Here is a 24,101-nt window from a genome sequence, read left to right as displayed (position 1 = left end):
GTTTCGAATCGACTTTCGCAACGGCTCGTTAAGCGTGGATTTTTGGTTAGCTGAGTCATCACGAAGTTGCGATTTTTGGCATACCAGCACTGCAGTGAAGCCGGAGCTCGAGGGAGCTCCTCATTTAAGGTATTGATTTAACTCATATAACTTCCGATATGGCAGGGTGTTGCCAATTCGCCAGACTGTTCCACATTGGACCCGAACCTGTCCAAAAAGCCTTGCCTTTTGTGCAGCGCGGCGGCATATTGTTGCGGTGCGGTAGGGCCTTGCCCTATCGCTGCCCTCCTTGGGCGTTTCCTCCCTAGACTTGGGCCGCTTGTTCATTCAAGCGGCCCTTTTTTCTTTTGGGGGCGTGCGCGTCAATCTCAGCCCGTCATTCCGGGGCGCGCCGCTTGGCGCGAACCCGGAATCCATCTCTCGACTTTTTCTGCGGCGAGTTGGATTCCGGGTTCGCGCTCGCGCGCCCCGGAATGACGAGGACCACTTATTCAGCCGCCGCCTGGAACGGCCCGAGATCCCCCAGCGGCACCTGCGCCAGCGCATCCGCGAGCGCGGTGAAATCGGCGGCCACCTGCGCAAAGCGCGGGCTGCGCTCGCGGCGCCGCTCGTCCATGTAGATCGCGCGGTTGAGTTCGAGCTGCACGGTGTGCAGGCCGCTCGCCGGGTTGCCGTAATGCTCGGTGATGAATCCGCCGGCATAGGGCTTGTTGCGGCCGATCGAATAGCCGAGCTCGCTCATGGTCTCCTCGACGACATCGGGCAACAGGCCCGCGCAACTGGTGCCATAGCGGTCGCCGATCACGATATCGGGCCGCCGCGGCTCGTCTCGGGATACGCCGACCGACGGCATCGAATGGCAATCCACCAGAATCACGGTCCCGAACGCCTGATGGGCCTTGTTGATCAGCCGCCGCAGCGCCCGGTGATATGGCTTGTACAACGCCTCGATCCGCCCCAGCGCGTCGTCGACGGAAAGCCGCTCGCGGTAGATTTCCTGCCCGTCGCCGACCACGCGTGGGATGGTGCCGAGGCCGCCGGCCACCCGCATCGAGCGGGTGTTGGCGAAGCTCGGCAGGCGTCCGGTGAACATCCGCGGATCGAGCTCATAGGGCTCGCGGTTCACGTCGACATAGGAGCGGGGGAAATTGACCCGCACGGTTGGAAAGCCCCGTTCGCTGAGGTCGCTGATCAATTCGTCCATGAACGAATCCTCGGAGCGGCGCAGCGCGGCGACGTCGATCCGGGAGGCGTTGAGGAATTCGTCCGGGTAGACCGAGCCGGAGTGCGGCGAGTTGAAGATGATCGGCGCCCGCCAATGCGCCGGCTCCACGATCTCGAACGGGGGCGACAGCTCGCCGTCAAACTGGGTCATCGTGGGGCGTCGTCCCTTGAACGTCCGCTTTCCCGTCCGACCGATCGATCAGGCGACCGATTCTGCCGAAGGGCCGGGCTTTGTAAGGATGCATTGTCCGTAATCGCAATCATTCTGCCAAGCGAAAAAACCCGCGCTTTTTCCCCGAAGGCGCCGCAAATGCCCGAAAAGCGCCGCGTTGTTCGATCTTGGTACCGTTCGCTATAGAAGCAAGCTCCGCCTGTCGTCACCAGGAAGCAGTTACCCTTCACCCGAAATTTACCCCCTCTCAGGCTTAGTGGGTTCAACGATCCCTCAAAGCCAGGCTCGATAACTGACCGCCATGCACAAGATCCTTCTCGCTGAAGACGACAACGACATGCGCCGTTTCCTGGTCAAAGCGCTGGAAAACGCCGGGTTTCAGGTCTCGCCCCACGACAACGGCTTGTCGGCCTATCAGCGGCTGCGCGAGGAGCCCTTCGAGATGCTGCTGACCGATATCGTGATGCCGGAAATGGACGGCATCGAGCTGGCGCGCCGCGCCTCGGAACTCGACCCCGATATCAAGATCATGTTCATCACCGGCTTCGCCGCGGTCGCGCTGAATTCCGATTCGGAAGCGCCCAAGAACGCCAAGGTGCTGGCCAAGCCGGTCCACCTGCGCGAACTGGTCAGCGAAGTGAACAAGATGCTGGCGGCCTGATCAGGCCGCCTTTTGGGTCCGAAACACTCCGGAAATTACGTCCAAGCATCCTTGCGGGGGCGCTTTGGAGCCGATATACGGACGCCACCCAATACGATCTAAAGCTGGAGCGGGATGATTTGGTCATCCGATCCAGGGCGCGTAGCTCAGCGGGAGAGCACTTCCTTGACATGGAAGGGGTCACAGGTTCGATCCCTGTCGCGCCCACCAGCCTTCGCTTGCTTCGCAAGCACGGCTGGGCAAGCCAGCCTCAACTCTATCGTAGCGAAGCAAGCGAAGGCTGCCACGCCGGAGCCGTTTGGCGAAGGCGGGCTCCATCATCGGCGCTCGTTCGTAAGCTTTCTCGCTAAAGCGACGACCGAATCGAGCGCCTCGATGCGTTTGCGAACCTGGTCCCACGCAATCTAGCTCAGCAGAGGCGATATTTTGCGACGGCGCACCGGCGTTAACGATTCGTTAGTAAAGAAGGCCGCGCTCAACACCAACTTTCCCTATTTGCTCGATCGCGCTCCACAATTCCGCCTCTCGCGCGCCCGTAACTCGCGGCACATTGGTGTCGTTGGCGTTAGTTGTGTCCCGAGTAGCTCCGCTCCATTTTCATAGCCCCCCAGCCCCATGGAGCGGAGTTGGACGCCTTGTCGTCCGCCTCCGAAGGCGAGCTAAGCTTGCCGCCCCGAAATCAATGCCACCAGTTGCCGGGAATTCTCCGGCGCTCGATTGCCCCGCCATGCAACATGCTGATCGGGCCGCGCCAGCACCAGCGAACGATCGTACGCGCCGCCACCTTCGCTCGCCGTCACATCCAGCAGCTTGATGGGCACCCGCGCGCGCGCCGCTTCCGACATGAAGTCCGAAACATCGATGGCGCTGTCGAAGCGCATTAGCGTGTAATCCGGCCCCAGCGCGTCATAGAGCGAGCGTCCATCGTCCAGCCAGATGTGCGGGACGCGGCAGCCCGGCACCGTCGATGGCGTGAAGTCCGCCATGCCGTAAGCCGGCGGCGTGGCTTCGTCGTAGGCGATGATTGGCGACTTGTCATAGTAGTAGCCGAAGTTCAGCCCGCCGCAGCAGTACTGCTGAACGTTCAGATCATAGGCCTGTTTGCCCAGCGCCATCCGCGCCTGCGTGCCGGCCTCGTCGTCGGCATCGATATTGTGGGGGACTTCGCTTCGCTGGCGCGACAGCGACAGCGCGTGGTTCATCGCAAACATCGATACCTGCTCGGTGATGGGCAGGCGCTCGGCTTCATGCGCATCGAGGATTTCGGCGGGCGCCCAGCCCGACAGATGCGCGGCCAGCAGCCACGCCAGATTGGTCGCGTCCGCAATGCCGGCATTCATGCCATAGCCCGCCATCGGCACCCACAGATGGGCGGCGTCGCCACAAATGAACACGCGGCCTTCGCGAAACTTGTCGGCGACCAGCCGGCGGCCGATCCAGTCCTCCTTGCGCAGGATCTCGTATGAAAAATCGTCGCCGACACCGAGGATCTTTCGCAGCGCCCAGTCGCGGTCCACCGAGTCGAATTCGTGCTCGTCGGGCTTCAGGTAATTATGCACCAGCCAGGTCTCGCGGCCGTCGATCGCATAGACGTTGCCGGAGCGGACGGGGTTGAGCGAGAACGTGGCCCAGGACGGTTTCAGGTCGCTCCTCGCAAGCAGCGAGGGCGCGCGGATATAGGTTGATTGCACGCGCTGAACTTCCGCGGTGCCGGCCAGCGTGGCGCCGATCGCCCGGCGAACGGCCGAGCGTCCGCCGTCGCAGCCGACGAGGAAGTCGGCGCGGATCGTGATCGGCTGGTTGTTGTCGAGCCGGGTACCTTGCGCGGTGACGCCGTCGGGCGTTTGCTCAAAGCCGGTGATCTCGACACGATGGAGCAGCGTGAGGCCGGGGATCGTCTCGGCGTGGGCGGACAGCGTCGGTTCGAGATAGATCTGGTTGATCCGGTGCGGCGGCTCGGCGGTCGGCCACCAGGTGTCCGGACCGCCGGTCGCCGTGTAGCGGTCGCGCCGGCACGGAATCGGGATGCGCGACAGCTCCTTGCCGGTGAAGCTGACCCGATACGAAACGTCGTTGGGGTAGTCGGCCGGCAGGCCGGCGTCCCGGATCGCCTTGGCGACGCCGAGACGCCGAAAAATTTCCATGGAGCGCGCCGAGACGTGGTTGCATTTCACGCTCGGCGGCTCGCCCTTGTGCCGCAGTTCGGCTACGACCGTCCGGATTCCCCGCCGCGCCAGATCCATCGCCAGCGTCAGTCCGACCGGACCGCCGCCAACGACAAGAACCTGCGTCTCAACCCGATCCGTCATGAAGCTTACCTGTCCTACTGGGCGATCTTGATGTTGCCGGCGCGCGCGACCGCCTTCCAGCGCTCGAGATCGGCCGCGATGATCCGCGAAAATTCCGCCGAGGAATTGCCGACCGAATCGATATTGAGCAGCTTGAGGCGGGAGACCACGTCGGGCAGCCGCGCGATGCGGACGAATTCGGCCTCCAGCTTGCCGACGATTTCGGGTGGCGTCGCCGCCGGCACGAAGATGCCGCTCCACAACACGGCTTCGACGTCGGCGCCGGCTTCCTTCATCGTCGGCACGTCGGGCAAACTCTCGGCCCGCGCCGGCGCGGCCACGGCGAGCGCGCGGGCCATTCCGCCGTTGACCTGGCTGGTCACAGGTCCTGCATCGGCGATGGTCGCGGTGACTTCGCCCGAGATGACGGCGGTCACGGAATCGTTGGCGCCCTTGTAGGGGATCATCTGCATCGGCACGCCGGTCTTCTGCTTGAACAGCTCGGTCGCGAGCTGGAAGGCGGCAGACGAACTCGAGTAATTCGCCTTGTCGGGATTGGCCTTGGCGTAGGCGACGAGATCGGCCAGCGACTTGAGCGGCGATTTCGCGTTGACGATCAGGATCAGCGGAAACGATCCGAGTTCGGACACCGGCTTGAAGTCCCGCATCGTGTCGTAATTCAGTTTCTCATAGACGGCCGGATTGATCACCATGGCGCCGCTGGCGCCGACCAGCAGCGTGTAGCCGTCGGGCGCGGACCGCGCGACATATTCGGTGGCGAGGATCGCGCCGGCGCCGGGCTTGTTCTCGATGATGACCGGTTGGCCGAGGCTTTCCGACAGTTTTTGCCCGAACACGCGCGCGATGATGTCGTTGCCGCCACCGGGCGTGAAACCGACAACGATGCGAATGGGCCGGTCAGGATATTGCGCCTGGGCGAGAGCCGGCGTGTAGCCGGGCAGGCCCGAACAGAGGGCGGCGACGGCCACGCGGTAGAATGTCTTCATGGTTTCCTCCTGAGTAGTTATTTCGCCCGTGCTCTTGGCGGCACGCGACCAAAAAACGTTGACCGCTACAGCGGCGTAATCTGAACATGCAGGACCGCGGCGATCCCGCCATCGACCGCGGCGAGGCAGCGCGCGGTGGCGGCCGCGAGTTCATCCGGCTCGCGGACGAATTCCGCATGTGCGCCGAACGCGCGGCCGATGTCGGAAAAGCTCCGCCGCTCGCCTTGCCGGCCCGAACGCAACTGCGATTGAAAGGAATTGGTCTCGGCTGCGACGCCCTTCGGATAGACCCGCTGCACCGACGATTTCACCGCCTGCCAGCCGCCATTGTCGAGCACGACCGTGAAAATCGGAATTTGATACTGCTGGGCGACGGCGAACACCGAATCCGGCGAGGAGAAATGAAAGCCGCCGTCGCCGATGATCTGCACGATGCGCCGCTCCGGCTGCGCCAGCTTCAACCCGAGCGCCATGCCGCCGGAAAAGCCGAGCCCGCCGCCGGCGAGGCCGACATAGCTGCCCGGCTGCGTGCGGCGGATATGCTCCTGCACCAGCGGCGCATTGCGGATCGCCTCGTTGACGACGATATCGTCCTGCGACAGCGCGCGGTTCAGGGTCGCAAACAGATAGGGCGCGCCGATTGCGCCCGGCGTGCCCTTGTTGGCGGCAGCAGCGGCACGCCGCTTGTCAGCGGCCTCGCGCGTACCGCTCCAGCCGGCAATGCGGTCGATGACGCGCTTGCGATAGCCGTTATCGGCGCGTGCCGCGATCACTTCCAGCACCTGGCGCAGGACCGTCGCACAATCGGCCTGCACCCTGATGTCGGTCGGAAAACCCCACATCGGAAAATCCGATTTCAGCGGATCGATGTCGATCTGGATCCAGTCGATGGCCTCGATGCGCTTGGCGTATTGCGGCACAAAGGGCACGTCGGTGTCGAGCAGTAATCCGACGTCGGCATGTTCCAGCAGCGGCATCGGATCGAAACCGGCGAAGCAGGGTGAATCCTGCGAAACGTTGAGATCGATCGAGTTGAACTCTGCGATCCGGATACCGCAGGCCAGCGCCAGGCGCTCCAGCACCGCGACCGCCTCCGTGTTGCGTCCGAGGTAGGCCGTCAGTGCGATCGGGTTTTCCGCCGCCATCAGGCGCGTGGCGATGGCTTCGACCCGGGCGGGATCGATGCCACCCGCCGCGACGCCGCCATAGCGCGCAGGATTGTAGGAAGGCATCTGGGCCTCGTCCCATTCTTCCGCCAGCGTCTCGCGCGGCAGCATCATGTAGACCGGTCCGGGCGGATCGCTGTGCATGAAGGCGCCGGCGCGGGCGAGCGCTTCCTTCACGACGACGCCGGAGGGCAGGGAGTATTCCCATTTCACATACGGGCGCACGATGCTGGCGATGTCGAAGGGGTCCTGCACGAAGTGCACATAGGTATCGCGCGATCCCGTCAGTTCGCCGTGCAGCGTGAAGGGCGCACGCCCGGCGAACAGCATGACCGGTAGCCGATAGCGAAACAGGTTCTGGATCGCCATGCAGGCGTTCGCCGTGCCGGCGTCGACATGCACGAACACCGCTTGTCCCTTGCCGGTCGCCAGCGCATAGCCACCGGCCATGTGGACGGCGACGATCTCGTGCGGGCAGAGGATGACTTCCGGATGCTTGCGGCCCTCGCGATCCCAGCGCGCGATCTCCTCGATCAGCGAGACATGATCGGTGCCGAGATTGGCGAAGATATAGTCGACGCCGAGGTCGACCAGACCTTCGAGGAAATAATGCGCGGCACTGCGGCGGCTCACGGGCCTTTCTCCTTGTGTTTTCTTGCCGGCCTTTGGGCCTGTTCTTGTTCGACGACGGCGCTGGCGTATTCTGTCAGGGATGGCCGCCCACGACGCGGCGAATGATGCGCTCCGCGTCGGTGACATCGCCGTCCGAATCCCAGGCGACGAACTGATCGGGACGCACCAGTACGAGCGCCGCCTCATAGAATTCCCGCGCTTCTGCGCTGTCGTCCCTGACGAGCTTCAACGGCACGCCGCTGGCCTCCGCGGCACGCCCGATCGAGGCGGTAGCGGCTTCCGCCGCGCCGAGATCGAGCAGCGTGAATCCGTCGCCCAGTTCCTCGAAGACGTTGCGACCCGACCCAAGCTGGCGCGGCGCCAGATGATGACCGGCGCGTGCCACGAATTGATGCGATCCGATCGCGCTGCAGGCGGCGCCGGGCGGGCCCGCGACGATCGAGGAGCCCTCGTAATTCGGCTCGAACGAGTTCACCTCCGAGCGCGCGCCGGACGAGCGCGCCTGCCACTCGGCCTCGAAGGCAGCCTTGTCGGTCGCGGGATCGAATGCGGCTAAAAATTTGCGGTCGCTGTCGATGGCCTTCTCGATGAAATCCTGCGCGGTCGACGCGAACACCGGCCGGCGTTCCTCGCCATAGCTATCCAGAAGACGCGGTCCAGCCCAGCCCTGCAGCGCTGCCGTGAGTTTCCAGCCGAGATTAGCGACGTCTTCGAGGCCGGTGTTGATGCCATATCCGCCATAGGGCGGATGACTATGTGCGGCATCGCCGGCGATGAAGACGCGGCCGATACGATATTGATCGGCGATCGCGACGCGCAGTTCCCAGAACCCGATATGCTCGAATTCAACGTCGAATTCCTCGCCGACGGCTTCATGCAGCAGCCTGCGAAAATCGAAATTGTCCTTGGTGGTGCCGAGCGGCACCGGCGCGTGGAAGAACCAGCTGGTGCCGAGATCGACGCGGCCGAAGAACTTCCAGTAGCCCTTCAGGTCCGGATGCAGCACATTGTAGAACGATTTGTTGGGAAAGCGCTCCAGCAGTCTGTGCAGCCCGGTCGAGCGGAACACCAGCAGCACCATCAGCCGATCATGGTCGGTCAGGGTCTGGGTGATGCCGGCCGCCTCGCGCACCAGCGAGCGGCTGCCGTCGCAGCCGATCACATAGTCCGCCCGCAGCGTGCGCCGCCGGTCGCTGTTGCGCTCAGATATCGTCACCTGCGCGCCAGCGGCGTCCTGCGCGATGCCGGAAGCGCTCCAGCCATAAACGGTTTCGACGTTCGGCAATTGGCTCAGGCGCTGTCGCAGCACGGCCTCAGTGGCGTATTGCGGCAGTCGCTCGTTGTCAGCGAAGTAATAGGGCCGCACCAGTTCGCGCTGCAGCCAGTCATAGCGGTAGCCGCTGAGCAGCGTGCCGTAGGACGTCATGCCGCCGATGCCGTAGTCGGGTGGAATCGTCCGCGCCGCCCGAAGCTCCGCCTCCGCGCCCCAGAAGTAAAAATGTTCGAGCGTGCGCTGGGTCAGGTTCTGACCCTTCGGGATCGGCTGCGGACTAACGTAGCGCTCGACCAGAACGCAGTTGATGCCGCGCTGCCCGAGGTCGATCGCCAGACCGAGGCCGACAGGCCCGCCTCCGACAATGACGACCTGCGTGGCTGTTTCGGCGGGCATGTTCATCTTGGCTTCTTGCGATTGGCTGATTGGCGCGCGGGCAGGGAAAATGAGAACAGGTTTCGCCTATAGTCAAGAAAAATCTCGTAATGTGAGATTTTGCTTATGGTTTGCCATTCAACGGATCGGTCGAAATCTGCGACGCCACACGCCGCACGTCAGTGCCGATCTGATCGATCTGCGCGCCCGTCACCAGATTGCCGGCAATGGTGACGCAGACGCTGGCAACAGGATAATCGCGATCGTCGACGACGGGCGCGGCGATGCCGACGGCGCCTGGCGTGACCTCGCCATAGGCGACGCAGAAGCCCGCCTTGCGAACCTTCCGCAGGCTCTTCAGCACGTCCTCGGCGGTGTCGCCGAGACCGACGGCGCGCAGGTCGGCGAGATTGCGTTCGATCAGCGGCATCAGGCGCGGTCGCGGCAATTGCGCCAGGATCGAGCGCGCGATCGCGCCGCGGCCGAGCGGCATCGGCCGGCCGCGCGGATAGGAACTGATCGGGTTTTTCGTGGAGGATTCAGACGCCACGCAGAGAATCTTGTTGCCGTACCAGCGCAGCACCATCGCGGTGCAGGAATGGTCGGCCGTCAACTGCTTCAGAAAGGGCGCGCCGCGCAGCACCAGCGGATCGGAGCGGCGCGTCAGATAATCCATCTCGACGACCTTCGGCCCCAGCGTGACGCCGGCGTTGCGGGTCGACATCAGGAAGCCGGCGTCCTTGAGGATCTTCAAATAGCGGTAGAGCGTCGGCCGGCTGTAGCCGAGCTCGCGCATCAGATCCTCCGGCGTCCATTCCAGCCGTTCCTCGGAAAACACTTCGAGGACGGCAAGCACCCGTTCCAGGCTGTTCTTCGGTTTCATGTCTTCGGCTTCATGCCTCACGCCGCATGGTCTGATTTCGCTTGCCCTTTGGCGCGCTGGCCCCGATGAGCAGATGGCAGATACTTTTCCTGGTGCGACAGAATCAACCTTGAACTGCTACGCGATCGACGCATAATACATCAAAATCTCATATATAGAGATTTTAAGAAGGCCTGCTGCCAGAGAGCTCGCGGGTAAAAAACATAGGAGAAAAACGTGGCGATCGATTCCGCAAGCGGCATGCATGCGCGCCGCAGGGTGCTGGGGATTCTCGCCGCGGCCTTTGTCCCGATGTTGTCCGGGCAGGTCCGGGCACAGTCACAGCAGCCGATCCGGCTCAACGTCCCCTTTTCGCCGGGCACCGGCCCCGACCTGCTCGCGCGCCTCCTGAGCGAGGAATTGCGGCAGCGCTGGAATCATCCCGTCATCGTCGAGAACAAGCCGGGCGCCAGCGGCAATATCGGCACGCAGGCGGCAGCGCGCGCGGCGCCCGACGGCCAGAACCTGCTGGTCACCGTCAATACGTTCGTGATGAATGCGAGCCTCTATGCGACGGTGCCCTACGATCCGGAGAAGGATTTCGTGCCGATCGCCGAGATCGCGACCGGTGCGCTCGCGCTCGTCGTTCACCCCTCGCTCGGCGTCAGCACGCTTGCGGAGTTGCTTGCGCTCGCCCGCAGCAAGCCGGGCGAGATCAACTACGCCTCTCCCGGCCGCGGCACGCCGCAGCATCTCGCCATGGAGTTGTTCAAGCTCACGGCACGGATCAATCTCACGCATATCCCGTATTCGGGTTCGGCCGGCGCGGTGAAGGATCTCGCGGGTGGCCACGTGTCGGCGATGTTCTTGCCGGTCCACACCGCGCTTCCACTGGTGGAGGCCGGACAGATCCGCATCCTCGCCGTCGGGAGCCAGCAGCGGGCGCCGCAGGCGCCGGATGTGCTGACGCTCGCCGAACTCGGCGTCACCGACTTCGATGTCGATCTGTGGTACGGCGTCCTCGCGCCGGCCAACACACCGAAAGAAATCGTCGATCGCTACAACACGACGTTCAACGAGATCCTCGCCGAGCCGAACGTTCGCGCGCTGCTCGGCAAGCAGGGCCTGATCGCGCAAGGCGGTCCGCCGCAGCGTCTGGCGGATTTGATCGCGAAAGATCGCCCGCGCTGGGCCAAGGTGGTCAAGGATGCGCAGATTAGGGCGGAGTAGGGCGGACCACAGCAGGACAGGCCCGGACTGTTCTTCCTGGTTCGATCCGTCCAGATGCGGGCGACGGAAAACCACGACGTCATGGTGAGGAGGCGCGCAGCGCCGTCTCGAACCATGCGCGAGTCGTCAGTCGACTATTCCGCCGCCTCGCCCGTGGCCTCGATCATCAGCACATCGAGGCTCTCGATGTCCTGCATGGCGCGTCCGGCGATGCCCTGCAGGTCGCCGTAGAGACCGGCGGTGGAGTCGAGGACGCCGCGCAGCTGCTCCTCCCGCTTCGACCAGAGCCGCATCATCATCTTGCGCTCGCGATCCAGGTCGTTCTGCATATCGGTGAATTTCTCGACGATGGCGTCGATACGCTGCCGGAAGCGCGGTCCCGTCAGGTACAGGTACATCAGCTCCATCTTGTCTTGCTGGCCTTCCCGCGCGAGGCGGCTGCCGGCGAGATCGATCAGCCATTGCCGCAGCACGATCGCGAGCGGCACCGCAAAGCGCGGGTGGGCGACCCAGACGCCGTCGATCAGGTCGAAGGTTTCCACCTCTTTCGGCAGGGCTTCTGAAATGACGAGGGCGACCTCGGCCTTGGCGGCACGCTGGTCGCCGCGCAGCTTGGCAAGCCAGCCGTCGCTCCAGTTCTTGGTCCGCTTGGATTCCCACAGGATGGTGCCGCAGCTCTGGCCGGTGGGACCGGACACGCGATGCAGCACGTCGCCGCCGAACGCGCCCTTTGGAACCGGCTCGATCAAATCGCGCGGAAAGCGGCTGCGCAAAATGCCCTCGAGTTCGATTTCGAGCACTTCGCCCTGCAATTGCTGGCTGGCCTGTTCGGCCTTGCGGCGCAGATCGTCGATCTGCCGCTGCATGCCCGCGATCTGCATTTCCTTTTCGGTTACCTTGCCGCGAAGCGCTTCCTCGGCGTCGAGCCGTGCCTTGTCGCGGACGGCGATGAGCGACTCCTGCACCTTCTTCTCGATCGTGAGGTCGACTTCGCGCCGCGCGTCGTCGAGCTCGCGCTCCTTGCGGAGTATATCCGCCTGGGCCTTCTGCGCCGAGGCGAGCTTCTCGCTGTTGGCGGCGAGAATCTGCTGCATCTCCGCCAGCCGCTGGTCGCGTTCTCCGAGTTCGTCGGCCATCGCCAGACGGGCCCGCTTGGCCTCCGCTTCGGCGATCTTGGAACGCTCGGCTTTCAGCTGTGTCGCCACGCGCTCGTCGATGGCTTCCCGGGACTTTGCAAGCTCCTGCTCGGCCTGCCTGAGCTTCGCTTCGCGCTGGCCGAACTGCGCCTCCTTGTCCGCAAGCTGTCGCTCGAACCGCCGCCTGGTCTCCGCCACCAGCGGGGCGGCGAGGGATTCGGTCAGCTTGATCGAGGTGCTGCAATTCGGGCAGACGATTTGGGGGTCGGTCACGGGCGCGGTCCTCGGATTGGCGGCGCTCCCTTGTACCGCCGCTGTGGAGTCCGCTTAAGCATCCAGAAGCATTAACGGTCGTTTGTCCCCGGCAAATGCAGGCCAGGCGCGCGCGGAACCGCGTTCGTACGGTGCCGCGCAGAACTTGCAGGCTCTTTTCCGTTCTTGTTGGGACGAATCGGAGGCTGGTCAGCCCTTCAATGTTTTGCTGATTCGCGTCACCACGGAGTCCCACCGGCGTTTTTCGGCGGCGGGATAATTGATCATCACGCAGTTCATGCGGCCGTTGCCGCGGTTGCAGCGATTGTACCAGATCCGGTCGTTGCGGATGCTGGACACCACGAAGAAGTCGGACGTCACCCGCTTGTAGATGATGCCGGCGGGCGGCTGCATCTTGGCGAGGAAGGCCGCGGGTGAAACGTTTGATGGATTGGCAACGGACTGCACGGTCAAATCGGCGCGGCGGTCCTCGGTGAAAAACTTTCGCCCCGTTCCGCCGTCGGGCGCACCGGCATCGCTGGTGAAGATCGAAACCGGCATATCGACGCTGGTCCCGGTGCTGGGGATCGTGTAGCGCCGCCATTCGGTGTCGTCGGCGAGGGCGAGTTGCGGAACGAAGCCCAACAGGATGACAGCAGCAGACAGGCACGGCGCACGCATGGATCGATCTCCGGTTCGATTCGGGACAATCGAAACGATGGACGTTCGTTCCAGCTTTTCTAGGGCGCAGTGGCGCTGAGATGCTTCCCCGCGATATATCCAAACGTCAGCGCCGGCCCGAGCGTGATGCCGGCGCCGGGATAGTTGCCGCCCATGATGCTGGCCATGTCGTTGCCGGCGGCATAAAGGCCAGCGATCGGCTGGCCGTGTTGGTCGAGTGCGCGGGCGTGTTCGTCGGTCTTGATGCCGGCATAGGTGCCGAGATCGCCGATCACCATCTTGATCGCGTAGAACGGCCCGTCCTTGATCGGCGCGATGCAGGGGTTCGGGCCGTGCAGCGCGTCGCCCTGGTAGCGGTTATAGGCGCGCGAACCCTTGCCGAAATAAGGATCTCGGCCTTCCTCGGCCATCGCGTTGAATTCCGTCACCGTCGCCTCGAGCCCTTGCCGGTCGATGCCGGTGCGATCAGCGAGTTCAGCGAGCGTCGTGCCGCGCTTGAGATAGCCGGTCTTGAGGTGATGGCCGAGCGGCATCGGAAACGGTGGCACGCAGCCGAGCCCGTATTTTCGCAAGGCACGATGATCGCAGAGTAGAAACGCGGTGATCTCCTCGCCGGGCTTTGCTGCCTTCACCATCGCCTGCACGAAGTCATGGTATGAGTTGCCTTCGTTGGCAAAACGCCGGCCGTCGCGCATCACGGCGATGATTCCGGGTTTGGCGCGGTCGATGAAATGCGGCATCACGCCCTTGCTGCCGTCCTTGCGCTCGGTGATCGACACCGGCACCCACGCCGCGGCGTTCGGCAGCGTGTCCTCGATCCGTCCGCCGGCGGTTTCCGCGAGCCGCAGCCCGTCGCCGGTGTTGCCGACCGGGCCGGGCGAAAAATGCGCGGTGCCGTCTCCCGCGTGCGGAAACATCGCCTTGCGCCGCGCCACATCATGCGGAAAGCCGCCGCAGGCGAGCACCACGCCGCGTTTTGCGTTGACACGGATCAGCTTGCCATGACGTTCGATGTGGGCGCCGCGCACCGCACCGTTTTCGACGACCAGTTCGTGCACCGGCGACGACAGCCACAGCGGTATCTTCAGGTCGAACGCTGATTTGGCCAGCCGCCCGGCGAGCGCGTTGCCGTTGGTCAGCGTCATGCCGCGACCGTGGCGCATCACGTCGAGCGCGTGCCGCGACAGCCGCCTGGCGACGTAGAATGCCGAAGCCAGCGATTTCGTCGCGCGCATGAAATGGATGATTTCCTTGCCGGAGCCCAGCATCATGCCGAACACGGTGAGCTCGGGCAGGGGACTGCCGATATCCTTGATGTGCGGGCCGAGTTCGTGCGCGTCGAACGGCCGCGTCACCATCGAGCGCCCGCCCTGCGCGCCGCCCGGAGCTTCGGCGTGGTAGTCCGGAAACGTCAGCGGCATGTCGAACCGCAGCGCCGTCTTGGTGGTGAAGAAATCGACGGCCTTTGGTCCTTCGGTCAGAAACGCATCGACACGCGCGGCGTCAAAGCTGTTGCCGGCCTCGTGGCGCAGATAGGTTTTCGCCTGGTCGGGGCTTTCCTCGATGCCCCAGGCCTTGGCCAGCGAGGTGCCGGGAATCCACAGCCAGCCGCCGGAGCGCGCGGTGGTGCCACCGAAACGCGGCTCCTTCTCGGCGATGAGGACGTTGAGCCCGTGATGACCCGCGGTGACCGCCGCCGACATGCCGGCGCAGCCCGAGCCCACCACCAGCACGTCGCATTCGTAGGTTTCTTGCTCGCTGCCCGCCACGCGATCCGCCCCTGCCTGCCTGTTTTTGGAGGAGCATTTGGATGGGGATCGAATGGGCTGTCAATCGCCGGGCTACCTGCCGGCCCTCAAAACAGAAGGGGCATCGCGTTTGGCGATGCCCCTTTTTCTCGAGCAGTGCAATTCGGCGGAGCGTCAGTACCGGCCGATTCCCGAGCCGCCGAACCGATAGTTGATGCGCGCGGTGACCATGTCGACATCCTGACGGATGCTGTTGGTGGTCGGTACGCCGAGTGGAGCGGCGGCAAAGCTGTATGTCTCACGCTCCAGGAAGATGTGATTGTATTCCACGCCCATGGACCAATTGGGGGCAAACCCGAATTCGAGGCCGGCGCCCACAGTTGCCCCCCAATTCGTGTTGTCCGACGAATTGATCAGCACGTTGCCGACCGTGGTGGTGTGAAAGAAGCGATTGTCCACCACCGCGGCGCCGCCCTTCGCGTAGAGCAACACGTTGTTCCAGGCGTAGCCCACCTGGCCGGTGAACAAGCCGAACGCACGCAGCCTGGAATTGATCGTGAGGTCACCGGGCGCCAAGACGAAAGCGGGCGAGGAGATGCTCGAACCGTTGAGGTCCGCCCAGTTGCCTTGAGCTTCCAGGCCGAACACGAACGCGGCGGATTGCCAGCGATAACCGATCTGTCCACCCGCCGTGGCGCCGTCCGCGTCGTGACAGCCTTGGCCGGCGGTGAAAGGCGCGCCGATGAAGCTTTCGAAGTTCCAGCAGTTCCGGCTTGTCGCATAACCACCGTTGGCGCCGATGTAGAAGCCGCTCCAGTCATACACCGCTGCAATCGCGGGCGGCGCCTTGGTGTAGGGCCGCGCGGCCATGTCGGCTGCGTTGGCCGAGCCGCTGACGAGCGCGGCGGTCGCTCCAATTATCAAGAGTTTTTTCATGTCTTCGTCCCCTTTGCGATAATCGCAGACTAGACCTGATCGCGACGAAATCCTGTCACCGGCAAGCCACAAGGATGGCCCTGGTCGGATTTGATGGGTTCCATATTGGGTGGAACTTGGGCCTGCGTTCGGACAGGGCGTGCGGCCCAGAGGGCGAGCAACACGTCACGGGCCTCCATCGTCGTTGCGGTCAGCTGTAGCGGGACTTGCCCTTCTCAAATGCCAGATAATTTTCGATGGCGCGCTGGATGCAGGCGGCAAGTTCCTCCCGGCATTTTGGCGTGTTCAATCCGCGCTGGTTCGCCAGCACATGTCCGGCGAGTTCCCGGCATTTGTCTTCAAATTGAGGGATCACAGCATTGCTCCGCTGGACGTAAGCTCCGGGCGTAGACCTCGGACCAGGTCGTCAACGCCGGGAAACGAGCTTTGGATCACTTTTATGGTCTGTCTGCACCGCTGAAGTCGCTCCGCGAACGGCAACCGGGTTGTTTGTCGCATTGGCGTGGCGAAACGCCACATCGAACGCTTGAAGTGATCTACACGCGATTTCGACCCGTTCAGGGAAGGCAAACCGGCATTCTTTGCGTTCGCTGACAGCGACGTCGCCGCTGCTTGACCTCAACTGGAGAACCCTAATGATTCCTGGAATTCGTACATTCGTTGCCGGTGCCGCACTGGTGGCTACGCTGTTCGCCCCGACCTTTGCGCGCGCCGCCGATATCGTCGATACGGCAGTCGCCGCAGGGTCGTTCAAGACGCTGGTCACAGCGGTAAAAGCTGCCGGGCTCGTGAAGACCCTGAAAGGCAAGGGGCCCTACACCGTGTTTGCCCCGAACGATGCGGCCTTCGCCAAATTGCCACCCGGAACGGTCGAGTCTCTGCTCAAGAACAAGGCCAAGCTTGCCACCATCCTGAAATACCATGTGGTGCCGGGCCGGGTGAAAGCCGCCGATGTGGCCGGCAAGTCGCTGCAGGTCAAGACGGCTGCCGGGCTGCCGGTGAACGTCAATGGCACATTCGGCGTGCGGGTCAACGACGCCCACGTGATCCAGCCCGACATCGAGGCATCGAACGGTGTCATTCATGTCATCGATACGGTCTTGCTGCCTCCGGCTCCGGCCAAGAAGAGCCATCATTAAGGCCTGCCTCGGCAGATGAACCGTTACGACAACCCGGCCGATCTCGGCCGGGTTGAATTGCTATTGTCTGGGCTGATGTGTTCGTTGCGAGGGTACACGTCTCGACCGGGGATAAGAATGAATAGAACGCTCAATTCCCCGTCTCGAAGGTGCATGTCGCACCCCCGCCGGCCTTTTGCCTGATCTCGGCGGGGTCGAGCGTGCAGCTGAGCTTCGAGAGGCTTTCGGACACCGATCCGGCGGCGCCGTCGGCGGGAACGCCGGCCATGGCTTCGGTCGCAAAAATTTCGCTGGCGCGGCGTCCGGTGATGGTCTGCTTCGCGCCCTTGAAGGTCAGTTCGCAGGATCGCGCGGTGATGTCGACATTGCTGACCTTGCAGACGATCCTGTCGGCGGTCACCGAAATTTTTCTCGCGTAGCGCACGCCGGTTTGCCCGACGAAGAATGCCGAGACGGCTTCGCGCTCGTCTGCGGTCAATAGCGGCGAATACAGCGCCACGATGCCGGCCAGTGCGAGTGCAGCCGGTCCGTTGGCGGTCGCCGGCGCGGCCGATGCGATGGACGAAGTGACGGCCAGAAACGAAGCCGCGAGAACCGCCAGCCTGCCGGATTTCATTTGCATTTCATCCCCCAAATCGATGCAGTCGTGGTGCGGACATTTGGATGTGCTTCAATTTCTCTGTCAATCGCGCCGCGCCTTCTTCCTTCTCCCCTTGTGGGAGAAGGTGGCGCGCAGCGCCCGACGAGGGGTTTCTCTCAACGAGTAAACCTGCGGAAACAAACCCCTCAACCGTCTCGCCGTCGCTTCGCGCCGTCGATCCACCTTCTCACACCAGGGGGAATGGAAGCTTGCGCCGCCGTGCATCCAGGGCAGGGCGGCCCTCCGCTTATGTGCTTGCGCCGCGCCGGCATCGGCGGCACATTTGCGGGCGCGACAGCAAGATCGCCGAGATGAAAAGCCCGAGGAATCCCATGGCGGCCACGCGGATCGACTGCGACATTCATCCCGCGGTGGGCGGAACGCGCACCACGCTGCTGCCCTATCTCGACGACCATTGGAAAGAACAAGTAGTCAGCCGCGCCATCGACGGCCTCGATCTCAATTCCTATCCGCCCAACATGCCGTTCTCCGGCCGTGCCGACTGGCGGCCCGCCAGGGGCAAGCCAGGCAGTGACCTCGAGATGGTGCAGCGCGGCGCGTTCGACCAGCTCGGGTCGAGCCACGCGATCTGCAACGTCGTCTATGGCGCGCAGGCGGTGTTCGATTCCTACATGGCAGCCGGCTTCTGCAAGGCGATCAACGACTGGATCGCGGCGGAATGGCTTTCGAAGGATCCGCGGCTCTCCGCCTCGATCGTGGTGCCGATGCAGGCGCCCGATCTGGCGGTGGAGGAAATCGAGCGCAGGGCGGGCGACAACCGATTTGTGTCCGTGCTGGTGCTGGCGCAGGGCGAGACGCTTCTCGGCCGCCGTCATTTCTGGCCGGTGTGGCAGGCCGCCGAAAAACACAAATTGCCGGTGGCGATCCATGCCGGCAGCACCTATCGCACCGCGCCGAGTTCGATCGGCTGGCCGTCCTATCGCTACGAATATTACATGGCCGAAGCGCAGGCGTTTCAGGCCCAGATCCTGAGCCTGGTCTACGAAGGCGTGTTCGGCAAATTCCCCGGCCTCAAGGTCGTGCTGATGGAATCCGGCGTGAGCTGGCTGCCGGCCTTCATGTGGCGCGCCAACAAGACCTGGCGCGGCGTGCGCGTCGAGGTGCCGTGGGTCGAGCGCGAACCGGCCGCGATCATCCGCGACCATATCCGCGTCACCATGCAGCCGTTCGACGGCCCGCCGGATGCCGCAGGGGTCGCCGACGTGATCGAGCAGATCGGCTCCGACAAGATGTTCCTGTTTGCATCGGACTATCCGCACTGGCAGTTCGACGGCGACGATCCGATGCCGCCGAATCTGCCGGCCAGCATCGCCTCGCGCATGTGCGCCGACAATCCGTTAGAGACCTTTCCGCGGCTGAAGCTCGCGGCATGAACCGGAACACATCAAGGAGGATCGCATGAGTGACGTCATCGACCGCCCCATCCTCGCCGAGGAAGAAGCCGCCAAAAGCCGGCTGCGCATCATCGATTGCGACGTGCATCCGAGCATTCATTCGCATGCCGATATCGAGCAGTTCATGCCGAAGCGCTGGCAGGAGCATCTGCGCACCTATGGCAGCCATTTGCGCACGCCGTATATCGGCACCACGCCGTATCCGCGCTCCTCGCCGCTGATCGCACGCCGCGACGCGTGGCCGCCGACCGGCGGACCTCCGGGCTCCAACCTCGAATTCATGCGCAAGCAGTATCTCGATCCGCTCGATATCGAATACGGCATTCTGCAGGTGCTCGATCTCTTTATTTTCTCGCAGCAGAATCTCGAGTTCGGTGCCGCGATCCAGCGTGCCATCAACGACTGGCAGCTCGCCTTCTGGTCCGATCGCGATCCGCGGCTGAAGGCTTCGATCCTCGCCGGCCAGGACGACACGCAATTCGCCATCGCCGAGATCGAACGTTGCGCCAGGATCGGCCGCTATGTGCAGATCAATGTCTGCCCGCGCGCCAACGAGCCGCTCGGCCGCCGCCGCTACTGGCCGATCTACGCCCGCGCGCAGGAGCTCGGCCTGCCGCTGGGCATCCATGTCGGGGGCTATGGCGGGCATTCGCCGACCGGCAGCGGCTGGCCGTCCTATTATGTCGAGGAGCACCAGTCGAACGCGCACACCATGGCTGCGCAACTGACGAGCCTGGTGCTCGAAGGTGTGCCGGAGCGCTTTCCGGACCTGAAGATCGTCTTCATCGAAGGCGGTTTTGGCTGGATCCCGTCGACCACCTGGCGGATGGACCGGCACTTTGAAGCCTTCCGCAGCGAGGTGCCGCACCTCAAGCGGAAACCGTCGGAGTATGTGAAGCAGCATTTCTGGTTCACGACCCAGCCGATCGACGAGCCGGACGAGGCAAAACATCTGCGCTCGCTGATCGAGTGGGTCGGCGTCGACCGCCTGCTGTTCTCGTCGGACTACCCGCACTGGGACTTTGACGATCCGCGCTACGCCTTCAAGACGCCGCTGACCGAAGCCGAGCGTCGCAAGATCTTCAACACCAACGCGCGCGGAATCTACAAGTTCTGACCGCAGTAAAGACAGCATGGCCCGGCACATCATCGCGAGCACGTCGGAGATCCCGCCTGGCGGCAACAAGGTCGTCGAAATCAACGGCCGCGACATCGTCGTGTTTCATGTCAATGGCGAGTACTTTGCGTTGCTCAATCGCTGCCCGCACGCAGGTGCGCCGCTGGAAAAGGCAGCCTGCGTGGCGCGGCTGACGTCGAAGGAGCCCGGCGTCTACGAACGCTCGCGGGTCGGCGAATTGCTGCGGTGTGCCTGGCACGGCTGGGAGTTTGACATGCGCAACGGCCAATCCTGGTTCGATCCGCAGCGCGTCAAGATCAGGACCTATCCGGTCGTGATCGAGGACGGCGAGACGCTGGCCAAGGGGCCCTATGTCGCCGAGACATTCCCCGTGCATGTCGAAGACAGCTACGTCATCGTCGAGGCGTAAACGCCGGTTTCCATCCGATTGAGTCAAGCCGAAGGAGCATTCCATGACGCACGCCATCCGCTTTCACAAAACCGGCGGCCCTGAAGTTCTGGTCTGGGAAGAGGTCGAGGTCGGCAAGCCCGGGCCGGGGCAGGCGCGTATCCGCCACACCGCCGTCGGACTGAACTTTGTCGACATCTACAACCGCTCCGGGCTGTACCCGTCGCAATTGCCGAGCGGGCTCGGCGGCGAGGCGGCCGGCGTGGTCGAGGAAGTCGGCTCCGGCGTGACCGATCTCAAGGCGGGCGATCGCGTCGCCTATGGCAGCGCGCCGATCGGCGCCTATGCCGAAGCGCGCTTGATCCCGGCCGATCGCCTGCTCAAGCTGCCCGACGGCATCGACGACAAGACCGCCGCCGCCATGATGCTGAAAGGCCTCACGGTGCAGTACCTGATCCGCCAGACCTATCGCGTCAAATCCGGCGACACCATCCTACTGCATGCTGCGGCCGGCGGCGTCGGCCTGATCCTCAGCCAATGGGCAAAGCATCTCGGTGCCACCGTGATCGGCACCGTCGGCAGCGATGAAAAAGCGAAACTGGCCAAGGCGCATGGCTGCGCCCACACCATCGTCTATTCGCGCGAGGATTTCGTCAAACGCGTCGACGAGATCACCGGCGGCAAGAAAGTGCCGGTGGTCTATGATTCCGTCGGCAAGGACACCTTCCTCAAATCGCTCGACTGTCTGGCGCCGCTTGGCGTCGCGGCGCTGTTCGGCGCGTCCTCGGGCGCGGTCGAGCCGCTCAACCTCGGTCTCCTGGCCGCGAAGGGTTCGCTGTTCGTCACCCGCCCCACGCTCAATACCTATGCGGCGAGCCGTGAAAACCTCGTGGCGATGGCGAACGAACTGTTCGAGGTCGTCAAGTCAGGCGCGGTCAAGATCGAGGTCCATCAGACCTATCCGCTCAAGGACGCCGCCAAAGCCCATGCCGATCTTGCCGCGCGCAAGACCACGGGGTCGACGGTCTTGACGGTGTAAAGTCGTGCGGAGAAACGGCTGGTCCTCTATTGGACCGGCCGTTGCTCTGTCAGCCCGTCGACCATCGCGCCGACGATCACCGCGATTTCCTTGCGCAGTTCGATCACCGGCACCGCGATCAGCTTTTGCTCCAGGCCAAGCAGCACCATGCCATGCACGGCGGAGAACAGGCTGCGCGCCGTCACGCCCAGATCGGCCGGCGTTCGCTTCGGAAACAGTTCGGCGAGCGGACGGTAGATGTGACGGAACAGGTTCATCTGTTCGTCGACTGCCCATTCCGGCACCGGCTTGCCCGGCGCCATCCGGTGTTCGAACAGTGCGCGCCATAGTTCGAGATTTTCGGCGGCGAAGTTGCAATAGGCCAGCGCAATCCGGACGAGCGTTTCCCGAGGCGAGGCCGGGCCATTGCTTTCGGCGGATGTAAGGGCGGCATCCAGCCGCGCCAGCGTCCGCGATCCCACCCGCAGGATCAATTCGTCGACGTCTTCGACGAGATTGTAGACCGCGCCGTTGGCGACCCCGATCTCCCGGGCCAGTTCTCGGGTCTTCAGGGCGGCCAATCCGCCAGCAGCAATGGCCCGTTCCGCTGCCAGGATCAGTTCTTCGCGAAATTTTGCACGTCGTATCAATGCCTTAGACATCGTATCCAAATTTCTTGAGCGATGTTCAAAATAATACTTGAGCAATGCTCACGTTGGTGCTACAGATCGTTCATGAGCGACGCTCATAGCACATGGAGCCAACGATGTTCAAAACTGTTTTTACGCTCTTCCGGGGCAGCGTGGCTGCCGTGGAGGAAGAACTGGAAGACCGCTCGGCGCTTCTGATCCTCGACCAGCAGATGCGCGATGCGGGTGCGGCCGTCGAGCGTTCCAAGCGCTCGCTGGCGCTGGCGATTGCCGGCGACCAGCAGGAGGGCCGCCGTCTCGACGCCACCAATGCCAGGATCGCCGACCTCGAAGTCCGCGCCACCGCAGCCCTCGATGGCGGCCGGGAAGATCTCGCCCGTGAGGCGGCGCAGGCGATCGCCAATCTCGAAGCCGACCGCGACGCCGCGATGACCGCGCGGACGCTGTTTGCTTCCGAGATCACGCGCATGAAGAGCCAGGTCGCCAATGCCGAGGCGCGGATTACCGCACTCGATCGCGGCCGCCGCATCGCCCGCGCGGCGGAGGCGGTGCGCAATCTTCGAAGGGGCGGTATCGAAGCCGCGCGTCCCTACGAGTCCACGCTGCCGGAAGCGGAGAACACGCTGAGGCGGCTGCGCGAGCGGCAGATCGAGGCCCAGGCCGCCTCTGACGCCCTGGTCGAACTCGATGTCGCCACCGGGCCGCTGGCGACCGCCGAGAAACTCGCCGAACAGGGCTTCGGCCCCCGGCTGAAATCAACCGCGGACGACGTGCTCGCGCGGCTGAACGCCAAACGCACGCAAGCTGCCTGAGACTGAAGTCGATCGATTAACCCATATCAAACAGGAGATTTTGTCATGAACCAGAACGTCCAACCCCACAGCGGCGGCTGGGTTACCTTTACCTATGCTTCGTTTGCCGCCTCGGCCTTCATGGTCGCCGTCGGCGTGTTCTTCCTGCCGCTCGATCTCTGGATCAAGGGCTATCTGGCGATGGGCATCGTCATGCTGGTCCAGTCCTGCGTCACCCTGACCAAGACCATTCGCGACATGCACGAGAGCGGCAAGCTGGTGAACCGCATCGAGGACGCCAAGGCCGAACGGCTGCTGATGGAAGTTTCCAAGGCCGCGTAACCTGTGGCGCGGCGCTGGCGAGGCGGGCGGCGGAAAATCTCTCCGCCGTCCGTCCAGGCTAGTGGGGCATCGGGATTAGAGCGTTTTCGAGCGAAGTGGATACCGGTTCGCGTGAAGAAAACGCGTCAAAACAAGAATCGAGAACCCGGTTCTGATTCAATCAGAACCGAAAAGGCTCTAGTGCAGATAGCAAAGGAATGATTTCCATGAAAAGAGCGCTCGTATTCCTGGTGTTAGCGCCTGTTGCCGTGTTCCTCACGGTCCTGCTGATCTGTCTCGCCATGGTTGGCACGAAATTCTTCGGCTTCGCCTGGTTCGGCGCAACGGCGCTATCCATCCTCACCTTGCCGATGTCGGCGACCGCTGCAGCCGTCGATGGATTTTTGGCACGCACCTGTCCGATCTCCTTGCGGGTGTACCTGAGTGTGATTGTCGGCGCCGCGATCGCCACGGGCGAGGCCGCGGTGTTCAGTAGCCTTCTGCCGTCGTCCCTGGTGATGGCGCTGACTATTGGCGGGGCCAGCGTCATGGGCGCGTGCTCGTTGTTGTCGCATGACTATAGCGGCCGGCAGGACACCACCAGGGAGCCGGATAAATCGAGGAAAAGCGGCTGGTTCCACTTGGCGGGAACCCGCTTTTCGTTGTCATGAATCATTTGAAATCGGCGTTCAATGTATCGTTTACCGTGATGCAACCTGAGGATGATGAGGTATGGCTTTTTTACAGCCGGGACGGTAGAAACACGGGTGGCTGAGGACGGCTTCGAGGACGCTACGGCACGACGCGCCGTCGCAAGATTTCCAGATCTTCCTCGTTTCCAAGCGCGTAATCCTGTGACGCGTGCTGGCGAAGGAACGGCGGGTGCTTCGGCATCCGCCGTTTCCCGTTGGCCCGTCAAGTTTGACGCCGCCAACATATCGTTTACCTTTCCGCCAC

The 24,101-nt window shown here is 63.4% G+C and carries 23 protein-coding genes and 1 tRNA gene; 11 read left to right on the top strand and 13 right to left on the bottom strand.

Features of this window, described 5'->3' with window-relative positions; genetic code table 11:
• Positions 1 to 487: 487 nt before the first annotated feature.
• Complete coding sequence (locus tag QUH67_RS30710) at positions 488 to 1,375, bottom strand: N-formylglutamate amidohydrolase (RefSeq protein WP_300943269.1); 888 nt, start codon at positions 1,373 to 1,375, stop codon at positions 488 to 490.
• Positions 1,376 to 1,697: 322 nt separating this feature from the next.
• On the opposite strand from QUH67_RS30710, the gene cpdR reads away from it, so the two are divergent.
• Both cpdR and QUH67_RS30700 read left to right on the top strand, forming a co-directional pair.
• On the top strand, positions 1,698 to 2,057 hold the full coding sequence (cpdR, locus tag QUH67_RS30705) for a cell cycle two-component system response regulator CpdR (RefSeq protein ID WP_074823489.1): 360 nt from the start codon (positions 1,698 to 1,700) through the stop codon (positions 2,055 to 2,057).
• 135 nt (positions 2,058 to 2,192) lie between these two features.
• Positions 2,193 to 2,267, top strand: a tRNA-Val gene (locus QUH67_RS30700).
• 449 nt (positions 2,268 to 2,716) lie between these two features.
• Here the strand turns inward: QUH67_RS30700 and QUH67_RS30695 are convergent.
• The 5 genes from QUH67_RS30695 to QUH67_RS30675 form a co-directional block, all read right to left on the bottom strand.
• Positions 2,717 to 4,366, bottom strand: coding sequence for an FAD-dependent oxidoreductase (locus tag QUH67_RS30695; protein WP_300943262.1), 1,650 nt, complete (start codon positions 4,364 to 4,366; stop codon positions 2,717 to 2,719).
• Between the two features lie 14 nt (positions 4,367 to 4,380).
• Complete coding sequence (locus tag QUH67_RS30690; protein WP_300943260.1) at positions 4,381 to 5,352, bottom strand: Bug family tripartite tricarboxylate transporter substrate binding protein; 972 nt, start codon at positions 5,350 to 5,352, stop codon at positions 4,381 to 4,383.
• A 65-nt stretch (positions 5,353 to 5,417) separates the two neighbouring features.
• A complete protein-coding gene (locus QUH67_RS30685) occupies positions 5,418 to 7,151 on the bottom strand; it encodes a thiamine pyrophosphate-requiring protein (protein ID WP_300943258.1) in 1,734 nt (577 codons plus the stop codon).
• Positions 7,152 to 7,224: 73 nt separating this feature from the next.
• Positions 7,225 to 8,820 carry an FAD-dependent monooxygenase gene (locus QUH67_RS30680; RefSeq protein WP_300943256.1) on the bottom strand — a complete coding sequence of 532 codons (1,596 nt, stop codon included), beginning with the start codon at positions 8,818 to 8,820 and terminating at the stop codon, positions 7,225 to 7,227.
• 103 nt (positions 8,821 to 8,923) lie between these two features.
• Entirely contained in the window at positions 8,924 to 9,682 is a 759-nt protein-coding gene (locus QUH67_RS30675; RefSeq protein ID WP_300943254.1) for an IclR family transcriptional regulator, read from the bottom strand.
• Between the two features lie 216 nt (positions 9,683 to 9,898).
• Here QUH67_RS30675 and QUH67_RS30670 point away from each other — a divergent pair, with 216 nt between their 5' ends.
• Positions 9,899 to 10,891, top strand: a complete 993-nt coding sequence (locus tag QUH67_RS30670) for a Bug family tripartite tricarboxylate transporter substrate binding protein (protein WP_300943252.1) — start codon at positions 9,899 to 9,901, stop codon at positions 10,889 to 10,891.
• 134 nt (positions 10,892 to 11,025) lie between these two features.
• On the opposite strand, the gene QUH67_RS30665 is transcribed toward QUH67_RS30670, so the two are convergent.
• The 5 genes from QUH67_RS30665 to QUH67_RS30645 all read right to left on the bottom strand — a co-directional run bounded on the left by QUH67_RS30665 (position 11,026) and on the right by QUH67_RS30645 (position 15,999).
• Positions 11,026 to 12,300 (bottom strand): DUF2130 domain-containing protein, encoded by a 1,275-nt coding sequence (locus QUH67_RS30665; RefSeq protein WP_300943250.1) that lies wholly within the window; start codon positions 12,298 to 12,300, stop codon positions 11,026 to 11,028.
• A 189-nt stretch (positions 12,301 to 12,489) separates the two neighbouring features.
• Positions 12,490 to 12,960, bottom strand: a complete 471-nt coding sequence (locus QUH67_RS30660; protein ID WP_300943248.1) for a hypothetical protein — start codon at positions 12,958 to 12,960, stop codon at positions 12,490 to 12,492.
• A 59-nt stretch (positions 12,961 to 13,019) separates the two neighbouring features.
• Positions 13,020 to 14,729: an FAD-dependent oxidoreductase gene (locus tag QUH67_RS30655; RefSeq protein WP_300943246.1), complete on the bottom strand. Its 1,710-nt coding sequence runs from the start codon at positions 14,727 to 14,729 to the stop codon at positions 13,020 to 13,022.
• Positions 14,730 to 14,882: 153 nt separating this feature from the next.
• Entirely contained in the window at positions 14,883 to 15,644 is a 762-nt protein-coding gene (locus QUH67_RS30650; RefSeq protein ID WP_300948229.1) for an outer membrane protein, read from the bottom strand.
• A gap of 190 nt (positions 15,645 to 15,834) precedes the next feature.
• Complete coding sequence (locus tag QUH67_RS30645) at positions 15,835 to 15,999, bottom strand: hypothetical protein (RefSeq protein WP_300943244.1); 165 nt, start codon at positions 15,997 to 15,999, stop codon at positions 15,835 to 15,837.
• 280 nt (positions 16,000 to 16,279) lie between these two features.
• Between QUH67_RS30645 and QUH67_RS30640 the strand changes: the two genes are divergently transcribed.
• A complete protein-coding gene (locus QUH67_RS30640; RefSeq protein WP_300943243.1) occupies positions 16,280 to 16,783 on the top strand; it encodes a fasciclin domain-containing protein in 504 nt (167 codons plus the stop codon).
• Between the two features lie 130 nt (positions 16,784 to 16,913).
• On the opposite strand, the gene QUH67_RS30635 is transcribed toward QUH67_RS30640, so the two are convergent.
• Entirely contained in the window at positions 16,914 to 17,405 is a 492-nt protein-coding gene (locus tag QUH67_RS30635; protein WP_320416109.1) for a hypothetical protein, read from the bottom strand.
• A gap of 350 nt (positions 17,406 to 17,755) precedes the next feature.
• Here QUH67_RS30635 and QUH67_RS30630 point away from each other — a divergent pair, with 350 nt between their 5' ends.
• From QUH67_RS30630 to QUH67_RS30615, 4 genes are read left to right on the top strand one after another with little or no spacing between them, the layout of a single operon-like run.
• On the top strand, positions 17,756 to 18,817 hold the full coding sequence (locus QUH67_RS30630; protein ID WP_300943241.1) for an amidohydrolase family protein: 1,062 nt from the start codon (positions 17,756 to 17,758) through the stop codon (positions 18,815 to 18,817).
• A 25-nt stretch (positions 18,818 to 18,842) separates the two neighbouring features.
• A complete protein-coding gene (locus QUH67_RS30625; protein WP_300943239.1) occupies positions 18,843 to 19,955 on the top strand; it encodes an amidohydrolase family protein in 1,113 nt (370 codons plus the stop codon).
• Positions 19,956 to 19,971: 16 nt separating this feature from the next.
• Entirely contained in the window at positions 19,972 to 20,385 is a 414-nt protein-coding gene (locus tag QUH67_RS30620; RefSeq protein ID WP_300943237.1) for a Rieske (2Fe-2S) protein, read from the top strand.
• Positions 20,386 to 20,428: 43 nt separating this feature from the next.
• Positions 20,429 to 21,403 (top strand): quinone oxidoreductase family protein, encoded by a 975-nt coding sequence (locus QUH67_RS30615; protein WP_300943235.1) that lies wholly within the window; start codon positions 20,429 to 20,431, stop codon positions 21,401 to 21,403.
• Positions 21,404 to 21,429: 26 nt separating this feature from the next.
• Here the strand turns inward: QUH67_RS30615 and QUH67_RS30610 are convergent, their stop codons facing one another.
• Positions 21,430 to 22,044 (bottom strand): TetR/AcrR family transcriptional regulator, encoded by a 615-nt coding sequence (locus QUH67_RS30610; RefSeq protein ID WP_300943233.1) that lies wholly within the window; start codon positions 22,042 to 22,044, stop codon positions 21,430 to 21,432.
• 104 nt (positions 22,045 to 22,148) lie between these two features.
• Between QUH67_RS30610 and QUH67_RS30605 the strand changes: the two genes are divergently transcribed.
• From QUH67_RS30605 to QUH67_RS30595, 3 genes are all read left to right on the top strand, one after another.
• The gene (locus QUH67_RS30605; protein WP_300943231.1) at positions 22,149 to 22,844 is read left to right on the top strand and encodes a PspA/IM30 family protein; all 696 of its coding nucleotides are present in this window, start codon (positions 22,149 to 22,151) and stop codon (positions 22,842 to 22,844) included.
• A gap of 45 nt (positions 22,845 to 22,889) precedes the next feature.
• Entirely contained in the window at positions 22,890 to 23,165 is a 276-nt protein-coding gene (locus QUH67_RS30600; RefSeq protein ID WP_300943229.1) for a YiaA/YiaB family inner membrane protein, read from the top strand.
• 206 nt (positions 23,166 to 23,371) lie between these two features.
• Complete coding sequence (locus QUH67_RS30595) at positions 23,372 to 23,815, top strand: hypothetical protein (protein WP_300943227.1); 444 nt, start codon at positions 23,372 to 23,374, stop codon at positions 23,813 to 23,815.
• Positions 23,816 to 24,101: the final 286 nt, after the last annotated feature.

This window comes from Bradyrhizobium roseum (assembly GCF_030413175.1).
GTDB classification, from domain to species: domain Bacteria; phylum Pseudomonadota; class Alphaproteobacteria; order Rhizobiales; family Xanthobacteraceae; genus Bradyrhizobium; species Bradyrhizobium roseum.
Note: the sequence above shows the minus strand (reverse complement) of the source record. Positions and strands in the feature narration are given on the sequence as shown.

Coding starts and splice junctions, on each gene's coding strand:
- QUH67_RS30710 (WP_300943269.1), bottom strand. CDS start 1,375: ATGACCCAGTTTGACGGCGAGCTGTCGCCCCCGTTCGAGATCGTGGAG.
- cpdR (WP_074823489.1), top strand. CDS start 1,698: ATGCACAAGATCCTTCTCGCTGAAGACGACAACGACATGCGCCGTTTC.
- QUH67_RS30695 (WP_300943262.1), bottom strand. CDS start 4,366: ATGACGGATCGGGTTGAGACGCAGGTTCTTGTCGTTGGCGGCGGTCCG.
- QUH67_RS30690 (WP_300943260.1), bottom strand. CDS start 5,352: ATGAAGACATTCTACCGCGTGGCCGTCGCCGCCCTCTGTTCGGGCCTG.
- QUH67_RS30680 (WP_300943256.1), bottom strand. CDS start 8,820: ATGCCCGCCGAAACAGCCACGCAGGTCGTCATTGTCGGAGGCGGGCCT.
- QUH67_RS30675 (WP_300943254.1), bottom strand. CDS start 9,682: ATGAAACCGAAGAACAGCCTGGAACGGGTGCTTGCCGTCCTCGAAGTG.
- QUH67_RS30660 (WP_300943248.1), bottom strand. CDS start 12,960: ATGCGTGCGCCGTGCCTGTCTGCTGCTGTCATCCTGTTGGGCTTCGTT.
- QUH67_RS30650 (WP_300948229.1), bottom strand. CDS start 15,644: ATGAAAAAACTCTTGATAATTGGAGCGACCGCCGCGCTCGTCAGCGGC.
- QUH67_RS30640 (WP_300943243.1), top strand. CDS start 16,280: ATGATTCCTGGAATTCGTACATTCGTTGCCGGTGCCGCACTGGTGGCT.
- QUH67_RS30635 (WP_320416109.1), bottom strand. CDS start 17,405: ATGCAAATGAAATCCGGCAGGCTGGCGGTTCTCGCGGCTTCGTTTCTG.
- QUH67_RS30630 (WP_300943241.1), top strand. CDS start 17,756: ATGGCGGCCACGCGGATCGACTGCGACATTCATCCCGCGGTGGGCGGA.
- QUH67_RS30625 (WP_300943239.1), top strand. CDS start 18,843: ATGAGTGACGTCATCGACCGCCCCATCCTCGCCGAGGAAGAAGCCGCC.
- QUH67_RS30620 (WP_300943237.1), top strand. CDS start 19,972: ATGGCCCGGCACATCATCGCGAGCACGTCGGAGATCCCGCCTGGCGGC.
- QUH67_RS30615 (WP_300943235.1), top strand. CDS start 20,429: ATGACGCACGCCATCCGCTTTCACAAAACCGGCGGCCCTGAAGTTCTG.
- QUH67_RS30610 (WP_300943233.1), bottom strand. CDS start 22,044: ATGTCTAAGGCATTGATACGACGTGCAAAATTTCGCGAAGAACTGATC.
- QUH67_RS30605 (WP_300943231.1), top strand. CDS start 22,149: ATGTTCAAAACTGTTTTTACGCTCTTCCGGGGCAGCGTGGCTGCCGTG.
- QUH67_RS30600 (WP_300943229.1), top strand. CDS start 22,890: ATGAACCAGAACGTCCAACCCCACAGCGGCGGCTGGGTTACCTTTACC.
- QUH67_RS30595 (WP_300943227.1), top strand. CDS start 23,372: ATGAAAAGAGCGCTCGTATTCCTGGTGTTAGCGCCTGTTGCCGTGTTC.